General features: G+C 73.0%; 12 protein-coding genes. 6 read left to right on the forward strand and 6 right to left on the reverse strand.

Features of this window, described 5'->3' with window-relative positions; translation table 11 throughout:
* Positions 1–68 precede the first annotated feature (68 nt).
* From AC0B61_RS11315 to panB, 3 genes are all read right to left on the reverse strand, one after another.
* Entirely contained in the window at positions 69–884 is an 816-nt protein-coding gene (locus AC0B61_RS11315; RefSeq protein ID WP_471740383.1) for an ABC transporter permease, read from the reverse strand.
* On the reverse strand, positions 881–1,906 hold the full coding sequence (locus AC0B61_RS11320) for an ATP-binding cassette domain-containing protein (protein ID WP_471740384.1): 1,026 nt from the start codon (positions 1,904–1,906) through the stop codon (positions 881–883). Before AC0B61_RS11320 ends, AC0B61_RS11315 begins: the two co-directional genes overlap by 4 nt.
* Positions 1,907–2,066: 160 nt before the next feature.
* Complete coding sequence (gene panB / locus AC0B61_RS11325; RefSeq protein WP_471740385.1) at positions 2,067–2,936, reverse strand: 3-methyl-2-oxobutanoate hydroxymethyltransferase; 870 nt, start codon at positions 2,934–2,936, stop codon at positions 2,067–2,069.
* Between the two features lie 304 nt (positions 2,937–3,240).
* Here panB and AC0B61_RS11330 point away from each other — a divergent pair, with 304 nt between their 5' ends.
* The 3 genes from AC0B61_RS11330 (at position 3,241) to AC0B61_RS11340 (ending at position 6,931) form a co-directional block, all read left to right on the forward strand.
* Positions 3,241–4,848, forward strand: a complete 1,608-nt coding sequence (locus tag AC0B61_RS11330) for an MFS transporter (RefSeq protein ID WP_471740386.1) — start codon at positions 3,241–3,243, stop codon at positions 4,846–4,848.
* 180 nt (positions 4,849–5,028) lie between these two features.
* Entirely contained in the window at positions 5,029–5,676 is a 648-nt protein-coding gene (locus AC0B61_RS11335) for a TetR/AcrR family transcriptional regulator (RefSeq protein ID WP_471740387.1), read from the forward strand.
* Positions 5,677–5,878: 202 nt separating this feature from the next.
* Positions 5,879–6,931, forward strand: a complete 1,053-nt coding sequence (locus tag AC0B61_RS11340) for an endonuclease/exonuclease/phosphatase family protein (protein ID WP_471740388.1) — start codon at positions 5,879–5,881, stop codon at positions 6,929–6,931.
* A gap of 21 nt (positions 6,932–6,952) precedes the next feature.
* Here the strand turns inward: AC0B61_RS11340 and AC0B61_RS11345 are convergent, their stop codons facing one another.
* The gene (locus AC0B61_RS11345) at positions 6,953–8,719 is read right to left on the reverse strand and encodes an NAD+ synthase (RefSeq protein ID WP_471740389.1); all 1,767 of its coding nucleotides are present in this window, start codon (positions 8,717–8,719) and stop codon (positions 6,953–6,955) included.
* A gap of 174 nt (positions 8,720–8,893) precedes the next feature.
* Here AC0B61_RS11345 and glnA point away from each other — a divergent pair, with 174 nt between their 5' ends.
* Together glnA and AC0B61_RS11355 are read left to right on the forward strand one after the other, a co-directional pair.
* On the forward strand, positions 8,894–10,255 hold the full coding sequence (glnA, locus tag AC0B61_RS11350; RefSeq protein WP_471740390.1) for a type I glutamate--ammonia ligase: 1,362 nt from the start codon (positions 8,894–8,896) through the stop codon (positions 10,253–10,255).
* Positions 10,256–10,444: 189 nt separating this feature from the next.
* Complete coding sequence (locus AC0B61_RS11355; RefSeq protein ID WP_471740391.1) at positions 10,445–11,668, forward strand: hypothetical protein; 1,224 nt, start codon at positions 10,445–10,447, stop codon at positions 11,666–11,668.
* Here AC0B61_RS11355 and AC0B61_RS11360 read toward each other — a convergent pair.
* Positions 11,635–12,813, reverse strand: a complete 1,179-nt coding sequence (locus AC0B61_RS11360) for an acyltransferase family protein (protein WP_471740392.1) — start codon at positions 12,811–12,813, stop codon at positions 11,635–11,637. The genes AC0B61_RS11355 and AC0B61_RS11360 overlap by 34 nt on opposite strands.
* Before the next feature lie 224 nt (positions 12,814–13,037).
* Between AC0B61_RS11360 and AC0B61_RS11365 the strand changes: the two genes are divergently transcribed.
* Entirely contained in the window at positions 13,038–16,109 is a 3,072-nt protein-coding gene (locus tag AC0B61_RS11365) for a bifunctional [glutamine synthetase] adenylyltransferase/[glutamine synthetase]-adenylyl-L-tyrosine phosphorylase (protein WP_471740393.1), read from the forward strand.
* 133 nt (positions 16,110–16,242) lie between these two features.
* On the opposite strand, the gene AC0B61_RS11370 is transcribed toward AC0B61_RS11365, so the two are convergent.
* Positions 16,243–17,211, reverse strand: coding sequence for a phosphatase PAP2 family protein (locus AC0B61_RS11370; protein WP_471740394.1), 969 nt, complete (start codon positions 17,209–17,211; stop codon positions 16,243–16,245).
* Positions 17,212–17,321 lie beyond the last annotated feature (110 nt).

Consider the following 17,321-nt stretch of genomic DNA (forward strand, 5'->3'; position numbering starts at 1 on the left):
TGCCTGTCCCGGGCGGCCGGCCGTCCCGTCCGTCGGCCCTCCGCGGCGGAGGGCCGACGAGCTCGGGATCAGGTCCGCTTGCGGAAGCGGGCGACCGCGAGCGGCGCGAAGATCGCGGTGGCGGCCGCCGACCAGACCAGCACGATCATCACCGGGTGGGCCACCGCCCCCTCGCCGTTGAGCAGGGCGCGGGAGGCGTCCGCCAGCGCGGACAGCGGGTTGACCTTGGTGAAGGCCTGCAGCCAGCCCGGCATGGTGTCGGTCGGCGCGAAGATCGAGCTGCCGAACTGCATGGGCATCAGGACCAGCATGGAGACGCCCTGGACGGCCTGGGCGCTCTTCATCGACATGCCCAGCAGCATCGAGATCCAGACGATCGACATGCCGAACACCAGCGACAGGCCGACCGCGGCCAGCAGCTCCGGCACGCCGGTCTTCAGCTCGAAGCCGAGGATGAACGCGAAGGTCAGCAGGATCGCGGAGGAGAGCAGGGCCCGCAGGGTCTCCGCCACGATCTTGGACAGCAGGACCGACGCCCGGCCGATCGGCAGAGTGCGGAAACGGTCCATCACCCCGCTCTGGAAGTCGCTGTTCAGGCCGGTGCCGACGGCCAGCGCCAGCGTCATGCCGGTCTGGCCGAGCAGGCCGGGGATCATGAACTGCTTGTACGCGTCCTGGTTCCCGGCGAACATGGCGCCGCCGAAGACGTAGACGAACAGCACGGTGAAGACGATCGGCATCAGCACGGCGTCGAACATCGACTCCGGGTCGGCCTTGATCCGCATCAGGTTCCGGCGGGTCAGCGCGCCGACGTGGCGCAGGGTGCCGGTCAGGCCGATCCGGGTGTCCTCGGCCCGGGCGGGGGCGAGCGTGGCGGTGGTCATGCGACGGGCTCCTTGACGAGGGCGGCGGCGGGCGCGGTGGCCGCGTCGGCGGTGGGCTTGCCGGTGATGGCGAGGAAGACCTCGTCCAGGCTGGGCACCTTGGTGTCGATGCCGGCGATGGCGAAGCCGCGGCCGCCGAGCACCCCGATCACGGCGGTGAGCTGCTCCTCGCCGGTGATCGGCACCGCGAGCAGGCCGTCGTCGGGGGCGACGGTGGCGGTGGTGATGCCGCTCGCGTGCAGGCAGCGGGCCATCTCCGGCAGTTCGGCCGGGTGGGCCGGGCGGACCTGGAGGATCTGGCCGCCGACCTTGGCCTTGAGCTCGGCGACGCCGCCGTTGGCGATCACCTGGCCCCGGTCGATGACGGTCAGCTCGTTCGCGAGCTGCTCCGCCTCCTCCATGTACTGGGTGGTCAGCAGCACGGTGCTGCCTTCGGAGACCATCCGCTGCACCTCGTCCCAGACCTCGTTGCGGGTGCGCGGGTCCAGACCGGTGGTGGGCTCGTCCAGGTAGAGCACCCGGGGGCGGCCGATCATGCTGGCGGCCAGGTCGAGGCGCCGGCGCATGCCGCCGGAGTAGGTCTTGGCGGGCCGCTTCGCGGCCTCGGTGAGCGAGAAGCGCTCCAGCAGCTCGCCGGCCCGGGCCTTGGCTTCGCGGGTGGAGAGGTCGAGCAGCCGGCCGATCAGGTAGAGGTTCTCGTACCCGGAGAGCAACTCGTCCACGGAGGCGTACTGGCCGGTCAGGCCGATGGTGCGGCGCAGTTGCTTGGGCTGGCGCAGAACGTCGTAGCCGCCGACGAACGCGGTGCCGGCGTCCGGTTTGAGCAGTGTGGAGAGGACGCGCACCAGCGTGGTCTTGCCGGCGCCGTTGGGGCCGAGCAGGGCGCGGACGGTGCCCTCGCGGACGGTGAGGTCGACGCCGTCGAGGGCCTTGGTGTCACCGAAGTGCTTGACGATGCCGTGGACCTCGACGGCGTTCCCGGCTGTTCCCCGCGTGTTCGGGGCGGTCGCGATTCCTGTCATGCCGCCAGGCTGCCCGCCCCGGCTGTCAGTCCCCTGTCAGCCCGGCGGCGGTCGCGGCGGTCCGCTGCCAGGCGACTGTCACGCCGCTGTCAGCGCCGTCCGGGGAGGACAGCGCCCCCGCTCCGGGCTCCGGAGCGGGGGCGCTGGGGGGTTGCCGGCGTCAGTGGAAGCTGTGCTCCTCCGCCGGGAAGGCGCCGCCCCGGACGTCGTCGGCGAACGCCCGGGCGGCGTCGCCCAGGACGGTCCGCAGGTCGGCGTACTGCTTGACGAACTTCGGCACCCGGCCGGCCGTCATGCCGGCCATGTCGGTCCAGACCAGTACCTGGGCGTCCGTGTCGGGGCCGCCGCCGATGCCGACGGTCGGGATCGCCAGCTGCTCGGTGACCTGGGCGGCCAGCTCGGCCGGCACCGCCTCCAGCACCACGGAGAAGGCGCCCGCCTCCTGGACGGCCTTGGCGTCGCGCAGCAGCTGGTGCGCCGCCTCGTCGCCGCGGCCCTGGACGGGGTAGCCGCCGAGGGCGTGCACGGACTGCGGGGTGAGGCCGATGTGGGCCATCACCGGGACACCGGCCTCGACCAGCAGCTCGATCGAGCGGGCGCTGCGCTCCCCGCCCTCCAGCTTGACCGCGCCGACCCCGGCCTCCTTCATCAGCCGGGCCGCGTTGTGCATGGCCTGCGCGGGGGACTCCTGGTACGAGCCGAACGGCAGGTCGGCGACGATCATCGCGCGCTTGGTGCCGCGGACGACGGCGGCGGAGAGCATCACCATCTGATCCATGGTCACCGGCACGGTCGTCTCGTAGCCGAGGTGGCAGTTGCCCGCCGAGTCGCCGACCAGCAGCACCGGGATGCCGGCCTCGTCGAACACGCCTGCGGTGAGGGCGTCGTAGGCGGTGAGCATCGACCACTTCTCGCCGCGCTGCTTGGCGGCGGCGAGGTCGCGGACGGTGACGCGGCGGCTGGTGACCCCGCCGTAGAGGGTGGCGGTCGGTGCCTGGTTCTGGGCAGGCGAAGGCGAAGAAGCGTTCATCGAACGGACTCCTGAAGGGTTGTCGTCTCGTGGCGCCGTGCGGCGTCCCCGGATCCCCTCCATGCTTGCACGCCCCGGCGCGGGCGCAAAGAGGGGTGCGGTCGGCCCGGTGCGATCCACGCCACACCGGGCGTGCGGGGCGCCGCGCGCGAGGGTGCGCGGGAGGCCTCCGGCTTTGCCTCCTTTTTGCGAAACGGGGTCGTCTCGTATCGTAATCGCCGCTACTCTGGTGCCGGGGGGTTACGAGACGTTTCCGACTCGGAATTTGCCCGCCAGTGCCACGCCAACACGGACGGGAAGACCAATGACCACCGCAGCCGCGCCACCTCGCGTGCCGGAAGCCATCCACCGTCGGCGCTGGGCGATCCTCTGCACCCTGGTGCTCGCCCTGCTCGTCGTCGTGCTCGACAACTCGATCCTCAACGTCGCGATGAAGACCATCGCGACCCCCGCTCCGGTCGGCCTCGGCGCCACCCAGAGCGACCTGGAGTGGTCGATCAACTCCTACACCCTGGTGTTCGCGGGGCTGCTCTTCACCTCCGGCCTGCTCGGCGACCGCTTCGGCCGCAAGCTCGCGCTGCTGGCCGGCATGGTGGTCTTCGGCCTCGCCTCGCTGCTGTCCGCGATGGCGGGCTCGCCCGGTGAACTCATCGGCTTCCGCGCCCTGATGGGCGTCGGCGCCGCGCTCGCGATGCCCGCCACGCTGGCGATCATCATGAACGTCTTCGAGCGTTCCGAGCAGCCCAAGGCGATCGGCATCTGGGCCGGCGCCGTCGGCCTGGCCATCGCCATCGGCCCGATCACCGGCGGTCTGCTGATCGAGCACTTCTGGTGGGGCTCGGTCTTCCTGATCAACGTCCCGATCGTGATCGTCGCGGTGATCGCGATGGCCATCCTGGTGCCCGAGTCCAAGGACCCCAACCCGGGCAAGCTCGACCCGGTCGGCGTACTGCTGTCGATCATCGGCCTGGTCGCGCTGATCTACGGCATCATCAAGGGCGGCGAGCTGGCCGACTTCACCGCCGTCGGGGCCTGGGGGCCGACCCTGCTCGGCGTGGCCGCGCTGGTCGCCTTCGTCTGGTTCGAGCACCGCACGCCGTTCCCCGCGCTGGACGTCACCTGGTTCCGCAACAAGGTGTTCAGCGCCTCCGTGGTGGTCGTCGGCGTGATCTTCTTCGCCCTGATGGGCGTCTCCTTCTTCGGCGTCTTCTACATCCAGAGCGTGCGCGGCTACAGCGCGCTGCAGGCCGGCCTGCTGATGCTGCCGCTGGCGGTCGCCCAGCTGGTGTTCGCGCCGCGGGCCCGGCTGGTGGTCGACCGCTTCGGCGTCGCCGCCACCGCCGCGGTCGGCATGGTGCTGGTCGCGATCGGCTTCGTCGGCTACACCGTGCTGACCACCACCACGCCCATCTGGGTGCTGATCGTGCTCGGCCTGGTGATGGGCGCCGGCATGGCCCACGTCATGCCGCCGGTCACCGTCGCGATCATGGGCTCGCTGCCCCGGGAGAAGGCCGGAGCCGGCTCCGCCGTCAACAACACCTTCCGCCAGGTCGGCGGCTCGCTCGGGGTCGCCGTGCTCGGCGCGGTGCTCTCCACCGTCTACCGCGACGGGATGTCCGACACGCTCGACCAGCTGCCCGAGGGGCTGCGCGACAAGGCGGGAGAGTCGCTGGAGGCCACCGTGGCCATCGCCGACCGGATACCGGGCGGCAAGGCGCTGATCGGCCCGGCGGACGACGCCTTCATCCACGCCATGCACGTGGTCGCCGCCCTCTCGGTGGGCATCTCGCTGATCGGCGCGCTGGTCGCCTGGTTCCTGCTCCCGCGCCGCACGGCCGCCCCCGGCGGCCCGGCCGCTCCGGCCGCCGAGCACCGGGACGAGCCCCGGGAGACCGCCGGCGCGGAGGCCTGACCTTCGGTCGGACCGGACACCGGCCGAACGGCCGGTGACGACTGAGTGACAATGGCCCTGCCACCCCGGGTGCACCCGGGGCGGCAGGGCCTCGGTCCGGCGGGCCCCCGCCCGTCGCACGGACCGCCCACGAGACGGACGGCGCCCGGGCGCCCGGGGACAGCGAGGAGAACAGCGGGGATGAACACGGACACCCCGACCGCCAGGACGGCCGTCCCGACCGCCGACACCGGGCCGGCCTGCGCCACCCGCCGCGGCCGCCCGCGCAGCGAGGCCGCCGAACAGGCCATCTTCGCCGCGGTCGAGGACCTGATGGCGGGCGGTACCGCGATGTCGGAGCTCACCATCGAGGGCATCGCCACCGCCGCCGGCGTCGGCAAGGCCACCATCTACCGGCGCTGGCCCAACAAGGAGGCCCTGCTGGTCGACGTGGTCAGCCGGCTGGAGGTCCCGATGCCGGGGCCGACCGGCGACGGCGCGCGGGCCGACCTGATCGAACTGGTCGACTACATGCGCCGGCGCGGCCTCGCCAAGCGCACCCGCTGGGTGCTCAAGGCCGCCTTCGGCCAGATGCACAGCCTGCCCGAGCTGCACAACGCCTACCGCGAACGGGTGATCAAACCGCGCCGCGAAGCCGGGCTGGCCCTGATCCGCCGCGCCGTGGACGAGGGCGTGCTCCGCGCCGACCTCGACCTGGACCTGCTGGGCGACCTGCTGATGGGCCCGATCCTCTACCGCAGCATCCTGTGGGACGACTCCGACCTGGAGGACCCGGACCTGGCCCGCACCATGGTCGACTCGCTGCTCGAAGGCCTCGCGCCCCGCTGACCTCGAACCCCGCTGACCTCGCCGGACGTGGCCTGGCTCACCAAACCGGGCCGCGCCGCAACCCGCTCCGGGGGAGTGACGTCTGTCCCGGCATAGGCTGAGCCGGGAATCCGATCGAACCGGCAGCCGCCCGGCGCCGCCCCCGTACCCCGCGGGGCGGACTCCGGACCGGCGGACGGCACGAGCGAACGGGAGCCACGGCATGGCGCAGGCGGACAGGACCGAACGGATCGCGGCCCCCGGAGGCGCCGACGACCCGGCCCCCGCGGCTCGGGCCGGCGGCTTCCTCGGCCTGCGGGGCTGGGGCCGCGACGGCCGCGGCAGCACCACCTGGCGGCGCGGCCTGGTGATCGCCGTCCTGGCGCTGCTCACCGCCGCACTGCTCGCCTTCCACGCCGAGGTGCCCAACGGCGTCGGCAACCTCGGCAGCCTGCTGGAGACCTTCCTGCCCTGGCTGGGCCTGGCCGTCCCGGTGCTGCTGGTGCCCGCGCTGCTGCGCCGCTCCGCCACCGCGCTGCTCGCCCTGCTGCTGCCCGTCGCGCTCTGGGCCAACCTGTTCGGCGGGCTGCTGACCGACAAGAGCGGCGGCAAGGGCGACCTGACGGTGGTCACCCACAACGTCGCCGCCGCCAACACCGACGTGCCGGCCACCATCCGCGGGCTGGTGGCCTCCGGCGCCCAGATCGTCGCCCTGCAGGAGCTGGCCGGCAAGGCGATGCGCTCGTACGAGACCGGGCTCGCCGAGGCCTACCCGTACCACTCGGTGGAGGGCACGGTCGGGCTCTGGTCGAAGTACCCGATCAGCGGGGTCGCGCCGGTGGACCTCAGGATGGGCTGGACCAGGGCGTTCCGGGCCGAGGTCGGCACCCCGCAGGGCCCGGTCGCGGTGTACGTCGCGCACCTGCCCTCGGTGCGGCTGAAGGCCGAGGGCGGCTTCACCGTCGACCAGCGGGACCTCAGCGCGCAGGCGCTCGGCCACGCGATCCGGGCCGAGCCGGTCCGGAAGGTGCTGCTGCTCGGCGACCTCAACGGCACCATGAACGACCGCAGCCTCGCGCCCGTCACCTCGCAGATGCGCTCGGCCCAGGGCGCCGCCGGGGACGGCTTCGGCTTCAGCTGGCCGGCGTCCTTCCCGATGGCCCGGATCGACCAGATCATGAGCCGGGGCGGCCTCGAACCGGTCGACTCCCGCACCCTGCCGCAGGACGGCAGCGACCACCTCGCGGTGGCCGCCACCTACCGGTACTCCGCGTAATGGCCGCCCCCCGGCGCCGGGTCAGCCCCGGCGCCACCGGTTGGTGATCGGCAGGCGCCGGTCCCGGCCGAAGTTCTTGACCGAGATCTTCGGGCCCGGCGGGTACTGGCGCCGCTTGTACTCGGCGGTGTCCACCAGCCGCACCACCCGGTCGACCACGGCGGGGTCGAAGCCGGCCGCCACGATCGCGTCCCGCCCCTCGTCGCCCTCGATGTAGCGGGCCAGCACGCTGTCCAGCAGGTCGTAGTCCGGCAGCGAGTCGCTGTCCATCTGGTCCGGCCGCAGCTCGGCGGACGGCGGCTTGGTGATGGTGTTCTCCGGGATCGGCGGCACCTCGCCGCGCCGCCCGGCCTCCTCGTTGCGCCAGTGGGCCAGCCGGAAGACCAGCGACTTGTAGACGTCCTTGATCGGCCCGTACGCGCCCACCGAGTCGCCGTACAGGGTCGAGTAGCCGACCGCCAGCTCGCTCTTGTTGCCGGGCGCGAGCACGATGTGCCCCTCCTGGTTGGAGATCGCCATCAGCAGGGTGCCGCGCAGCCGGGACTGCAGGTTCTCCTCGGCCAGGCCGGTCAGCTCGGTGGCGGCCAGGTAGGCGTCGAACATCGGGGCGATGGAGACGGTCCGCAGGTGCAGGCCGGTGCGGCGGGCCAGCTCGGCCGCGTCCTCCTTGGAGTGCTCGGAGGAGTAGCGGCTCGGCATCGACACGCAGTACACGTGGTCGGCGCCGATCGCGTCCACCGCGATCGAGGCCACCAGCGCCGAGTCGATGCCGCCGGACAGGCCGATCAGGACGGACCTGAAGCCGTTCTTGGCGACGTACGCCCGGGTGCCGGAGACCAGCGCGGCCCAGATCTCCGCCTCGTCGGACAGCCGCGGCGCGACCTCGGCGACCGGCCCGGCGACCGGCTGCCCGGCGGGCGCGGGCCGCGGCTCGCCCGGCAGCTCGCAGCGGACCAGGTGCAGGCCGTCGGTCAGCAGCAGGCCGTCGGTGTGGTCGCTGCTGGCGGCCGGCAGGTCGAGGTCCAGCACCAGCAGGTGCTCCTCGAACTGCGGGGAGCGGGCGAGGACTTCGCCGTCCGCGCCGACGACGATCGAGTCGCCGTCGAAGACCAGCTCGTCCTGGCCGCCGACCATGTTGACGTACGCCAGGGTGCAGCCCGCCTCGGCCGCCCGGCGGCGGACCAGCTCCAGCCGCTGGTCGTCCTTGTTCCGCTCGTACGGCGAGCCGTTGACGACCAGCAGCAGCCCGGCCTCGGCCTCGCGGGCCGCCGTCACCCGGCCGCCGTCCTGCCAGATGTCCTCGCAGATCGCCAGCGCGACGTCCACCCCGTGCACCCGGACCACCGGCAGCTGGTCGCCCGGGACGAACCAGCGGAACTCGTCGAACACGCCGTAGTTGGGCAGGTGGTGCTTGGCGAAGCGGGTCACCACGGCGCCCCGGTGCAGTACGGCGGCGCAGTTCTGCGGCGACCCGGCCGGGCGGTGGAACCGCGGCGAGGCGTGCTCGGAGCGCCCGAGGTAGCCGACCACCACCGGCACCTCGCCCAGCCCGTCGGCCGCCAGCCGGCCGGCCAGCTCCACCAGTGCTTCGCGCGAGGCCTCGACGAAGGAGCGGCGCAGGGCGAGGTCCTCGACCGGGTACCCGGTGAGGGCCATCTCGGGGAAGGCGACCAGCTGCGCGCCGGCCTCGACGGCCTGCTTGGTCCAGCGCACCACCTCAGCGCTGTTGCGGGCGAGGTCACCGACCCAGGGGTCGATCTGGCTCAGGGCGAGACGGAGTTTGGGCATGCCCCCGAGTGTAATCGTCTATCTGACGCGATGTCCCGGGAGGGGGTCCGACCCGGGGGCGGCACTGCCGTCCCGGGCGACGATCGGCCATGATGGGGGCAATCGCGGGCAGTGGTCCTCCGGAGGCCTCCGGGGCGTAACACGAGCGTAAAGAGCAGAGGTGAGACTGTCCCCATGGGCAAGCAGCAGCAGTTCGTGCTTCGGACGCTCGAAGAGCGTGACATCCGGTTCGTCCGGCTGTGGTTCACCGACGTGCTCGGGTTCCTCAAGTCGGTCGCGGTGGCACCGGCCGAGTTGGAGCAGGCCTTCGAGGAGGGCATCGGCTTCGACGGCTCCGCGATCGAGGGCTTCGCCCGGGTGTACGAGTCCGACATGATCGCCAAGCCGGACCCGACCACCTTCCAGATCCTGCCGTGGCGCTCGGAGACCCCGGGCACCGCCCGGATGTTCTGCGACATCCTGATGCCGGACGGCTCGCCGTCCTTCGCCGACCCCCGGTTCGTGCTCAAGCGGACCCTGGAGAAGGCCTCCGAGCAGGGCTTCACGTTCTACACCCACCCGGAGATCGAGTTCTTCCTGCTGAAGAACCTGCCCGGTGACGGAACCCCGCCGATCCCCGCCGACCAGTCCGGCTACTTCGACCACACCCCGCGCGGCGTCGGCCACGACTTCCGCCGGCAGGCGATCACCATGCTGGAGTCGATGGGCATCTCGGTCGAGTTCTCGCACCACGAGGGCGCCCCGGGCCAGCAGGAGATCGACCTGCGCTACGCCGACGCGCTGTCCACCGCCGACAACATCATGACCTTCCGGCTGGTCATGAAGGAGGTCGCGCTGGAGCAGGGCGTGCACGCGAGCTTCATGCCCAAGCCCTTCTCCGAGCACCCCGGCAGCGGCATGCACACCCACCTCTCGCTGTTCGAGGGCGACCGCAACGCCTTCCACGAGTCCGGCGCCGAATACCAGCTGTCCAAGGTCGGCAGGTCCTTCATCGCCGGCCTGCTGAAGCACGCCGCCGAGATCGCCGCCGTCACCAACCAGTGGGTGAACTCGTACAAGCGGATCTGGGGCGGCTCCCAGCGCACCGCCGGCGCCGGCGGCGAGGCGCCGTCCTACATCTGCTGGGGCCACAACAACCGCTCCGCGCTGATCCGGGTGCCGATGTACAAGCCGGGCAAGCAGGGCTCCACCCGGATCGAGGTCCGCTCCCTCGACACCGGCTGCAACCCCTACCTCGCCTACGCCGTCACCCTCGCGGCCGGCCTCAAGGGCATCGAGGAGGGCTACGAGCTGCCGCCCGGCGCCGACGACGACGTGTGGGCGCTGTCCGACTCCGAGCGCCGCGCCCTCGGCATCCAGCCGATGCCGCAGAACCTCGGCGAGGCCATCGACCTGATGCAGCGCAGCGAACTCGTCGCCGAGACGCTGGGCGAGCACGTCTTCGACTTCTTCCTGCGCAACAAGCGCCAGGAGTGGGAGGAGTACCGCTCCGAGGTGACGCCGTTCGAGCTGCGGAAGAACCTCCAGGTGCTGTGAGCGGGTGACGGCCGGCTGACGGCCGTTCAAACCGCCCCGGGCCCGCTGTCCTTCGGGAGGACGACAGCGGGCCCTCCTAAGGAGTGGATCTCGGACGGATCGATTCACCTGTGGCGGTATGTGACGATCCTGTGACGGAACGTTGTGGTCCGATGGGCGTTCTCGTCCGTTCCGTCCTGAGAGGATCACATGACCTCCTCCGTCAGCCGTGCCGCTGCCGCCCGTCTGCTCGCCCGCCGGATCGGCGTCGCGGGCGCCGCCCTCGCCGCCGTCGCGGGCCAGTTGCTGGCCGCACCGACGCTCGCCGATGCCCGGGGCTCCGGCTCCGGCTCGGGCCCGCAGCACGCGCAGCCGCGGGCCGAGACCCTCGCCGAGAACCCGCTGCCGTTCACCACCCGCTTCGAGGGCGACTTCCACGGCTCCATCACCCGGATCAGCAACTCGCTGATGACCTGTGACGAGACCAAGGCGCCGCTGGACGCGGCGCAGCCGCCGTGCGAGGACGCCCGCCAGGGCCTCGGCAGCATGCCGATCAACAACAAGTACGAGATGAAGTACATCAACATCGACCCGGGCGCGGTCGGCCCGCTCGGTGACCCGATCTACTCCGCCAGCTCCGCGGACCTCGGCCTGCTCGACGGCTCCAACGTCAAGTACGCCCGCCTCTACTGGGGCGGCACCCGCGGCATCGGCGACACCGTGCTCCCGGAGAACCAGATCGACGAGGTGTACCTGAAGGTCCCGGGCGAGAACCAGTACCGCAACATCGCCAACGACCAGCCGTCCATCGGCTACATCACCACCGACGTGGAGAGCAGCTACCAGGCCTCCGCCGACATCACCGACCTGGTCAGGCAGGCCGGCAACGGCACCTACACCGTCGCCGACATGGACTCGGTGGTGAAGCCGCACAGCTGGGGCGGCTGGACGATCGTGGTCGCGTACGAGAACGACTGCAAGCCGATGCGGCACATCCACCTGTGGGACGGCTTCCAGGTCGAGCTGCCCGACAGCCCCGAGCGCAGGATCCAGCTCACCGGGCTGAACACGCCGAAGTCCGGCCCGGTCGGCGGCAAGATCGGCTGGGTGGTCTACGACGGGGACCTCAAGTGGACCGGGGACACCCTCTCCTTCAAGTCCACCAACGGCCCGCAGACGGTCTTCCAGGACGTCAACCACGCCCCGAACGACTCCTTCAACTCCACCATCGAGGAGCTGACCCCGGCCGACCAGTTCGTCCGCACCCCGTACAACCGCAACAACTTCGGCTACGACTCCAACCGCTGGGACGTCTCGCCGTTCCTGCGCAACGGCGACACCGACATCACCGCCATCTACAAGACCCAGAAGGACGGCTACGACATCGGCGTCTTCTACGCCTACATCAACCTCGACGGCTCCGCCGAAGGCTGATCGCCCGCCGCCGCACCCGAGCGGCCACGGCGCCGCTGCCGCACCACCCGCACCACGCGGGGCGGCAGCGGCGCCGTCGCGTCCCGGCCGCGCGGGGCGCCGCGCAGCAGCCGCTCGCAGGGGCGCTCCACCCAGCGGTGGAGGGCGGCCGCGACGGCCAGCGAACCGCCGGCCAGCAGCAGCCAGACACCGAGCACCGCGGCGCCCGCCGCCGGGCGGCCCAGCACGGCGAGCCAGCAGCGGATGCCGATCTCGTGCGCCAGGTACCAGGCGTACGACCACTCGCCGAGCCGTACGGCCGTGCGGCCGGCCAGTAGCCGGGGCGCCGTCGCGGTCGCGTCGCGCCCGGCGGCGGCGGCCAGCAGGGCGGCGAACAGCGGCGCGGGCAGCAACTGGGCGGCGCTGTACGGGCCGTACCAGAGGGCGTCGGGGACGGCGGCGTGCCACGGGACCAGCACGACGTGCCAGGCGACCACGGCGGCGGCCGCCGGGGCGAGCCGCGGCCGGGGGAGCAGGCCGCGGCGGACGGCCAGGCCGGTGACCACGCCGAGGACGAACTGCGGGGTCCGGGTCAGCGGCAGGTAGTCCAGCAGCCAGCCGCGCAGCGCCGGGTCGGCGGGCAGCAGGGCGCCCGCCGCCCACAGCGCCGGGCCGAGCAGCGAGCAGAGCGCCGCGAGCGGCAGCCAGGTGCGGCGGCGCGGGGCCAGCAGGCGCAGCAGGAACGGGAACAGCAGGTAGAACCACGCCTCGGCGCCCAGCGACCAGGACGCCGGGTTGCCCCCGTACACGGTGGACGGCGCCCACGGGTGCACCAGCGCCAGCGACCAGAGCGCGGCCACGACCGGCAGGGCCGCGCCGATCGCGGCGTCCGCGCCCAGGGAGAGCGCGGTGGTCAGCACGTGCAGCGGAAAGATCCGGGCGAAGCGGCGGCGGGCGAAGACGGCGGCCGGGGTGGGGGAGTCCCGGTAGGTCCAGGCGAGGACGAAGCCGGAGAGCACGAAGAAGAACGTCACGCCCGAACGCCCGTACCAGGCAAGGGCGCTGAGCAGCGGCACCTCTCCCGCCTTACGGGACAGGTGGTAGAGCACCACCAGCAGGGCGGCCCAGAAGCGCAGCCCGGTGAGCGAGGGCAGACGGCTGGGCATCGGGGCTCCGGAGCGGGGGAGGGGGAAGCCGGGGGACCGGTGCCCGGGTGAACGAGCGCGGCGGGCACGAGGTCACGCCGGGGGCCCGGCCCGGGTCGTCGTCCACCCGGTGTCCGTTCGGCGGTCGTGTGCGGCGGTCGTGTTCGGGGCCGCGTCCGGTGGCCGTGTCCGGCGGTGGGCCGCGCGGGCGCGTAACCTGCTGGGGCGGACGGATGGAGGGGCCGATGGCGGTGGACGAGCAGCGGGCCGGTAGCCGGGTCAGCAGGCCGGAGAACCGGCTGGTCCGGCGCGGGTTCAGCGACCCGGCGCGGGCGGTGCGGCTGTTGGAGGGCCCAGGGCTGGAGGGGCTGGCCGACGACCCCCTGCTGCTGGACGCCCTCGGCGCCACCGCCGACCCCGACCTCGCCCTGCTGGGCCTGGCCCGGCTGCTGGAGGCCGCCGACGAGGCCGACCGGCGCACCCTGCGCGACACCCTCACCACCTCCAAACCGCTGCGCGACCGGCTGCTCGGCGTGCTCGGCGTCTCGACCGCGCTCGGCGACCACCTGGCCCGGCACCCGCACGACTGGCACGTGCTGGTCACCTTCGAACTGCGCGACATGCACCCGGGGCCGGAGGACTTCCACCGCACGCTGACCGAGGTCGTCCGGGCGGAGACCGTACGGACCGAGGGCGTCCGGGCACAGGGCGGCCGCGGCGGCGACCGCAGCCCGGCGGACGCGCTGCGGGCCGCCTACCGCCGCTGCCTGCTCGCCATCGCCGCCCGCGACCTGACCGGCACCACCGACCTCGCCCGCACCGCCGCCGAACTCGCCGACCTGGCCGGCGCCACCCTGCAGACCGCCCTGGACCTCGCCGCCGAACAGGACCCGGAGGCCGCCGCAGCCTGCCGGCTCGCGGTCATCGGCATGGGCAAGTGCGGCGGCCGCGAGCTCAACTACGTCTCCGACGTGGACGTGATCTTCGTCGCCGAGCCGCGCGAGGGCGTCGACGAGCAGACGGCCGTCAAGGCGGCCACCCGGCTGGCCGCCGCCCTCACCCGGCTCTGCGCGGACACCACCGGCGAGGGCACCATCTGGCCGGTGGACGCCAACCTGCGGCCCGAGGGCCGCAACGGGCCGCTGGTGCGCACCCTGGCCAGCCACCTCGCCTACTACCAGCGCTGGGCCAAGACCTGGGAGTTCCAGGCCCTGCTCAAGGCCCGGCCGGTCGCTGGGGACGCCGAACTCGGCGCCGCGTACGTCGAAGCGCTCGCCCCGATGGTCTGGCAGGCCGCCGCCCGGGACAACTTCGTCGCCGACGTGCAGCAGATGCGCCGCCGGGTGATCGACTCCATCCCCGCCACCGAACTCGACCGCCAGCTCAAGCTCGGGCCGGGCGGGCTGCGCGACGTCGAGTTCTCCGTCCAACTGCTGCAACTGGTGCACGGCCGCACCGACCCGGCGCTGCGCAGCGGCAACACCCTGGAGGCGCTGGCCGCGCTCTCCCGGGGCGGGTACGTCGGCCGGGCGGACGCCGCCTCGCTGGACACCGCGTACCGCTTCCTGCGCTCACTGGAGCACCGGATCCAGCTGTACCGGCTGCGCCGCACCCACCTGATGCCCACCGCGGCGGAGGACCTGCGCCGGCTGGCTCGCTCGCTGGCCGCGCTGATCAACGACGACACCCGCGCCGACCCGGTGGCCGCGCTGCACCGCGAGTGGAAGCGGCACACCGTGGAAGTCCGGCGGCTGCACGAGAAGCTGTTCTACCGGCCGCTGCTCGACGCCGTCGCCGAACTGCCGCCGGGCGCCGCCGGCCTGACCCCGGACGCCGCGCGGGCCCGGCTGGAGGCGCTCGGCTACACCGACCCGGCCGCCGCGCTGCGGCACATCAGCGCGCTCGCCTCCGGGGTGAGCCGCAAGGCCGCGATCCAGCGGACCCTGCTGCCGGTGCTGCTCGGCTGGTTCGCCGACTCGGCCGACCCGGACGCCGGGCTGCTCAACTTCCGCCAGGTCTCCGACGCCCTCGGCCGCACCCCCTGGTACCTGCGGCTGCTACGGGACGAGAGCGGCGCCGCCGAGCAACTGGCCCGGGTGCTGTCGGCCGGCCGGCTCGCCCCCGACCTGCTGCTGCGCGCCCCCGAGGCGGTCGCCATGCTGGGCGACCCGCAGGGCCTGGAGCCCCGCGGCCGGGCCGCCCTGGAGGGGGAGATACTGGCCGCCGTCGGCCGGGCCGGATCCACCACCGCCGCCGTGGCCGCCGCCCGCTCGGTACGCCGCCGGGAGCTGTTCCGAACGGCCGCCGCGGACGTCCTCGGCCGGCTCGGCGAGGACCCCGCCGAGGCGCTGGACACCGGGGGCGAGGCGCTCACCGCGCTCAACGCCGCCACCCTGCAGGGCGCGCTGCGCGCCTGCGTCGCGGGCTGGGAGGCCGAACACGGGGACCTGCCGACCCGGATCTCGGTGATCGCGATGGGCCGCTTCGGCGGCCACGAGCTGGGCTACGGCTCGGACGCCGACGTGCTCTTCGTCCACGAGCCGCTGCTCGGCTCGCTGGAGGAGGAGGCCGCCCGGGCCGCCCAGGCGGTCTGCCACGAGCTGCGCGCCCAACTGGGTGCGCCCTCCACCGAGCCGCCGCTGCTGGTCGACGCGGACCTGCGGCCCGAGGGGCGCAGCGGACCGCTCGTGCGCACCCTCGCCTCGTACGCGGCCTACTACCGGCGCTGGTCGCACGCCTGGGAGAGCCAGGCACTGCTGCGGGCCGAGCCGGTGGCCGGCGACCCGGAGCTCGGCGCGCGGTTCCGGCAGCTGATCGACCCGCTGCGCTACCCGGGCAGCGGCGTGCCGGAGCGGGACCTGGTGGAGATCCGCCGGATCAAGGCCCGGATCGAGGCCGAGCGGCTGCCGCGCGGGGCCGACCCGACCACCCACACCAAGATCGGGCGGGGCGGGCTGGCGGACGTGGAGTGGACCGTCCAACTGCTCCAGCTCCAGCACGGGCACGAGCTGCCGGGCCTGCGCACCACCCGGACCAGGGCGGCGCTGGCGGCGGCCGTGGCCGCCGGACTGGTGAAGCCCGAGGACGGGGAGGTGCTGGAGGCGGCCTGGGTCCTGGCCTCCCGGGTGCGGGCCGCGGTGATGCTGGTGCGCGGCCGGCCCGGCGACAGCTTCCCGGGGGAGGCCCGGGAGCTGGCGGGGGTGGCCCGCTACCTCGGGTACGGCGCCGGGCACAGCGGCGAGTTGCTGGACGACTACCGGCGGACCACCCGGCGGGCCAGGGTGGTGGTGGACCGGCTGTTCTACGGCACCGGCTGAGGCGCCCGGTTGCCAGCCGAGCCGTCCGGTGCCGGCCGGGTATGCGAAAGGGGCCCCATGCCCGGGGCCCCTTCGTCTTCGTCTTCGTCTTTGCCTTCGTCGGCTGAGGCTGCGACTGCGGCTACGGCTACGGCTACCGGCGCGCGGAGCTGGCCGCGGGCTCGCTCCACTGCTCCGGGACGGTGATCGGCTGCTCGGCCGCCGTCTCCCGGGCGGGCACCCGCGGCAGCCGGTAGACCCACTCGTGGTAGAGCCAGCGGGCGGCGAGGAAGCCGGTGGCCAGGCAGATCTCGCCGCCGACGGCATCCATCCAGAAGTGGTTGGCGGTGGAGACGATGACCAGCAGGGTGGCGGCCGGGTACATCAGGCCGAGCGCCCGGACCCACTTCCGGCGGGCCAGGAAGAAGATCGCCAGGCCGCACCACATCGACCAGCCGATGTGCATCGAGGGCATCGCGGCGTACAGGTTGGAGACGTGCGCGGCGGGCCCGGAGGCGAACGAGCCCCAGGTGCCGTGGGTCTTCACGGTGTCGATGAAGCCGCCGTCGGTCATCAGCCGGGGCGGGGCCAGCGGGAAGGCGTAGAAGCCGACCAGGGCGATCAGGGTGGTGACGAACAGCACGGTGCGGGCTGCGGCGTAACGGCCGGGATGGCTGCGGTAGAGCCAGACCAGGACGCCGATCGTGATGATGAAGTGCAGCGTCGCGTAGTAGTAGTTCATCCCGGTGATGAGCCACCCGACGCTGTCCATCGCGTGGTTGACCGAGCGCTCGACGGCGATGCCGAGGTGCTGCTCCAGGTCCCAGATCCAGCGCGCGTGCTTCTGGGCTATCGCTTCCTGTTCCGGGACCGCGTTGCGGACCAGGGAGTAGATCCAGTAGCTGACCCCGATCAGGGCCAGCTCGATCCAGATCCGCGGTCTGGCCGGTGAACGCCGCTGGTCGCGGACGCGGCCCCGCAGGGCGGCGGTACGGGACTGGGCGGCGCGGGTGGCTCCGTCGGGCAGGCGGCCGGCACCGGCCTGCACTGCTGCGGAACCGCCACCGCTGGCCGCGTCGGCGCGCCCGGCGTCGCCTCGCTGGATCTCGGTCGGTTCCCCCATGGACGGAAAGTCTGCCAGACCGTTCTTAGCCGTCTGCTCATCCTCCGGAAGTGGATTCTTCACCGGCTGTCCCCCTTGAGGCCTAGACGCCGGCTCCTACCGGGGTGGGG

It is taken from the genome of Kitasatospora sp. NPDC023385, assembly GCF_055664045.1.

What these genes read in the sequence shown, in the direction of transcription:
- AC0B61_RS11345 (WP_471740389.1), bottom strand. Translation starts at nt 8,719, where the DNA reads ATGCCCAAACTCCGTCTCGCCCTGAGCCAGATCGACCCCTGGGTCGGT.
- AC0B61_RS11315 (WP_471740383.1), bottom strand. Translation starts at nt 884, where the DNA reads ATGACCACCGCCACGCTCGCCCCCGCCCGGGCCGAGGACACCCGGATC.
- AC0B61_RS11330 (WP_471740386.1), top strand. Translation starts at nt 3,241, where the DNA reads ATGACCACCGCAGCCGCGCCACCTCGCGTGCCGGAAGCCATCCACCGT.
- AC0B61_RS11340 (WP_471740388.1), top strand. Translation starts at nt 5,879, where the DNA reads ATGGCGCAGGCGGACAGGACCGAACGGATCGCGGCCCCCGGAGGCGCC.
- AC0B61_RS11365 (WP_471740393.1), top strand. Translation starts at nt 13,038, where the DNA reads ATGGCGGTGGACGAGCAGCGGGCCGGTAGCCGGGTCAGCAGGCCGGAG.
- glnA (WP_471740390.1), top strand. Translation starts at nt 8,894, where the DNA reads ATGGGCAAGCAGCAGCAGTTCGTGCTTCGGACGCTCGAAGAGCGTGAC.
- AC0B61_RS11320 (WP_471740384.1), bottom strand. Translation starts at nt 1,906, where the DNA reads ATGACAGGAATCGCGACCGCCCCGAACACGCGGGGAACAGCCGGGAAC.
- AC0B61_RS11335 (WP_471740387.1), top strand. Translation starts at nt 5,029, where the DNA reads ATGAACACGGACACCCCGACCGCCAGGACGGCCGTCCCGACCGCCGAC.
- panB (WP_471740385.1), bottom strand. Translation starts at nt 2,936, where the DNA reads ATGAACGCTTCTTCGCCTTCGCCTGCCCAGAACCAGGCACCGACCGCC.
- AC0B61_RS11360 (WP_471740392.1), bottom strand. Translation starts at nt 12,813, where the DNA reads ATGCCCAGCCGTCTGCCCTCGCTCACCGGGCTGCGCTTCTGGGCCGCC.
- AC0B61_RS11370 (WP_471740394.1), bottom strand. Translation starts at nt 17,211, where the DNA reads ATGGGGGAACCGACCGAGATCCAGCGAGGCGACGCCGGGCGCGCCGAC.
- AC0B61_RS11355 (WP_471740391.1), top strand. Translation starts at nt 10,445, where the DNA reads ATGACCTCCTCCGTCAGCCGTGCCGCTGCCGCCCGTCTGCTCGCCCGC.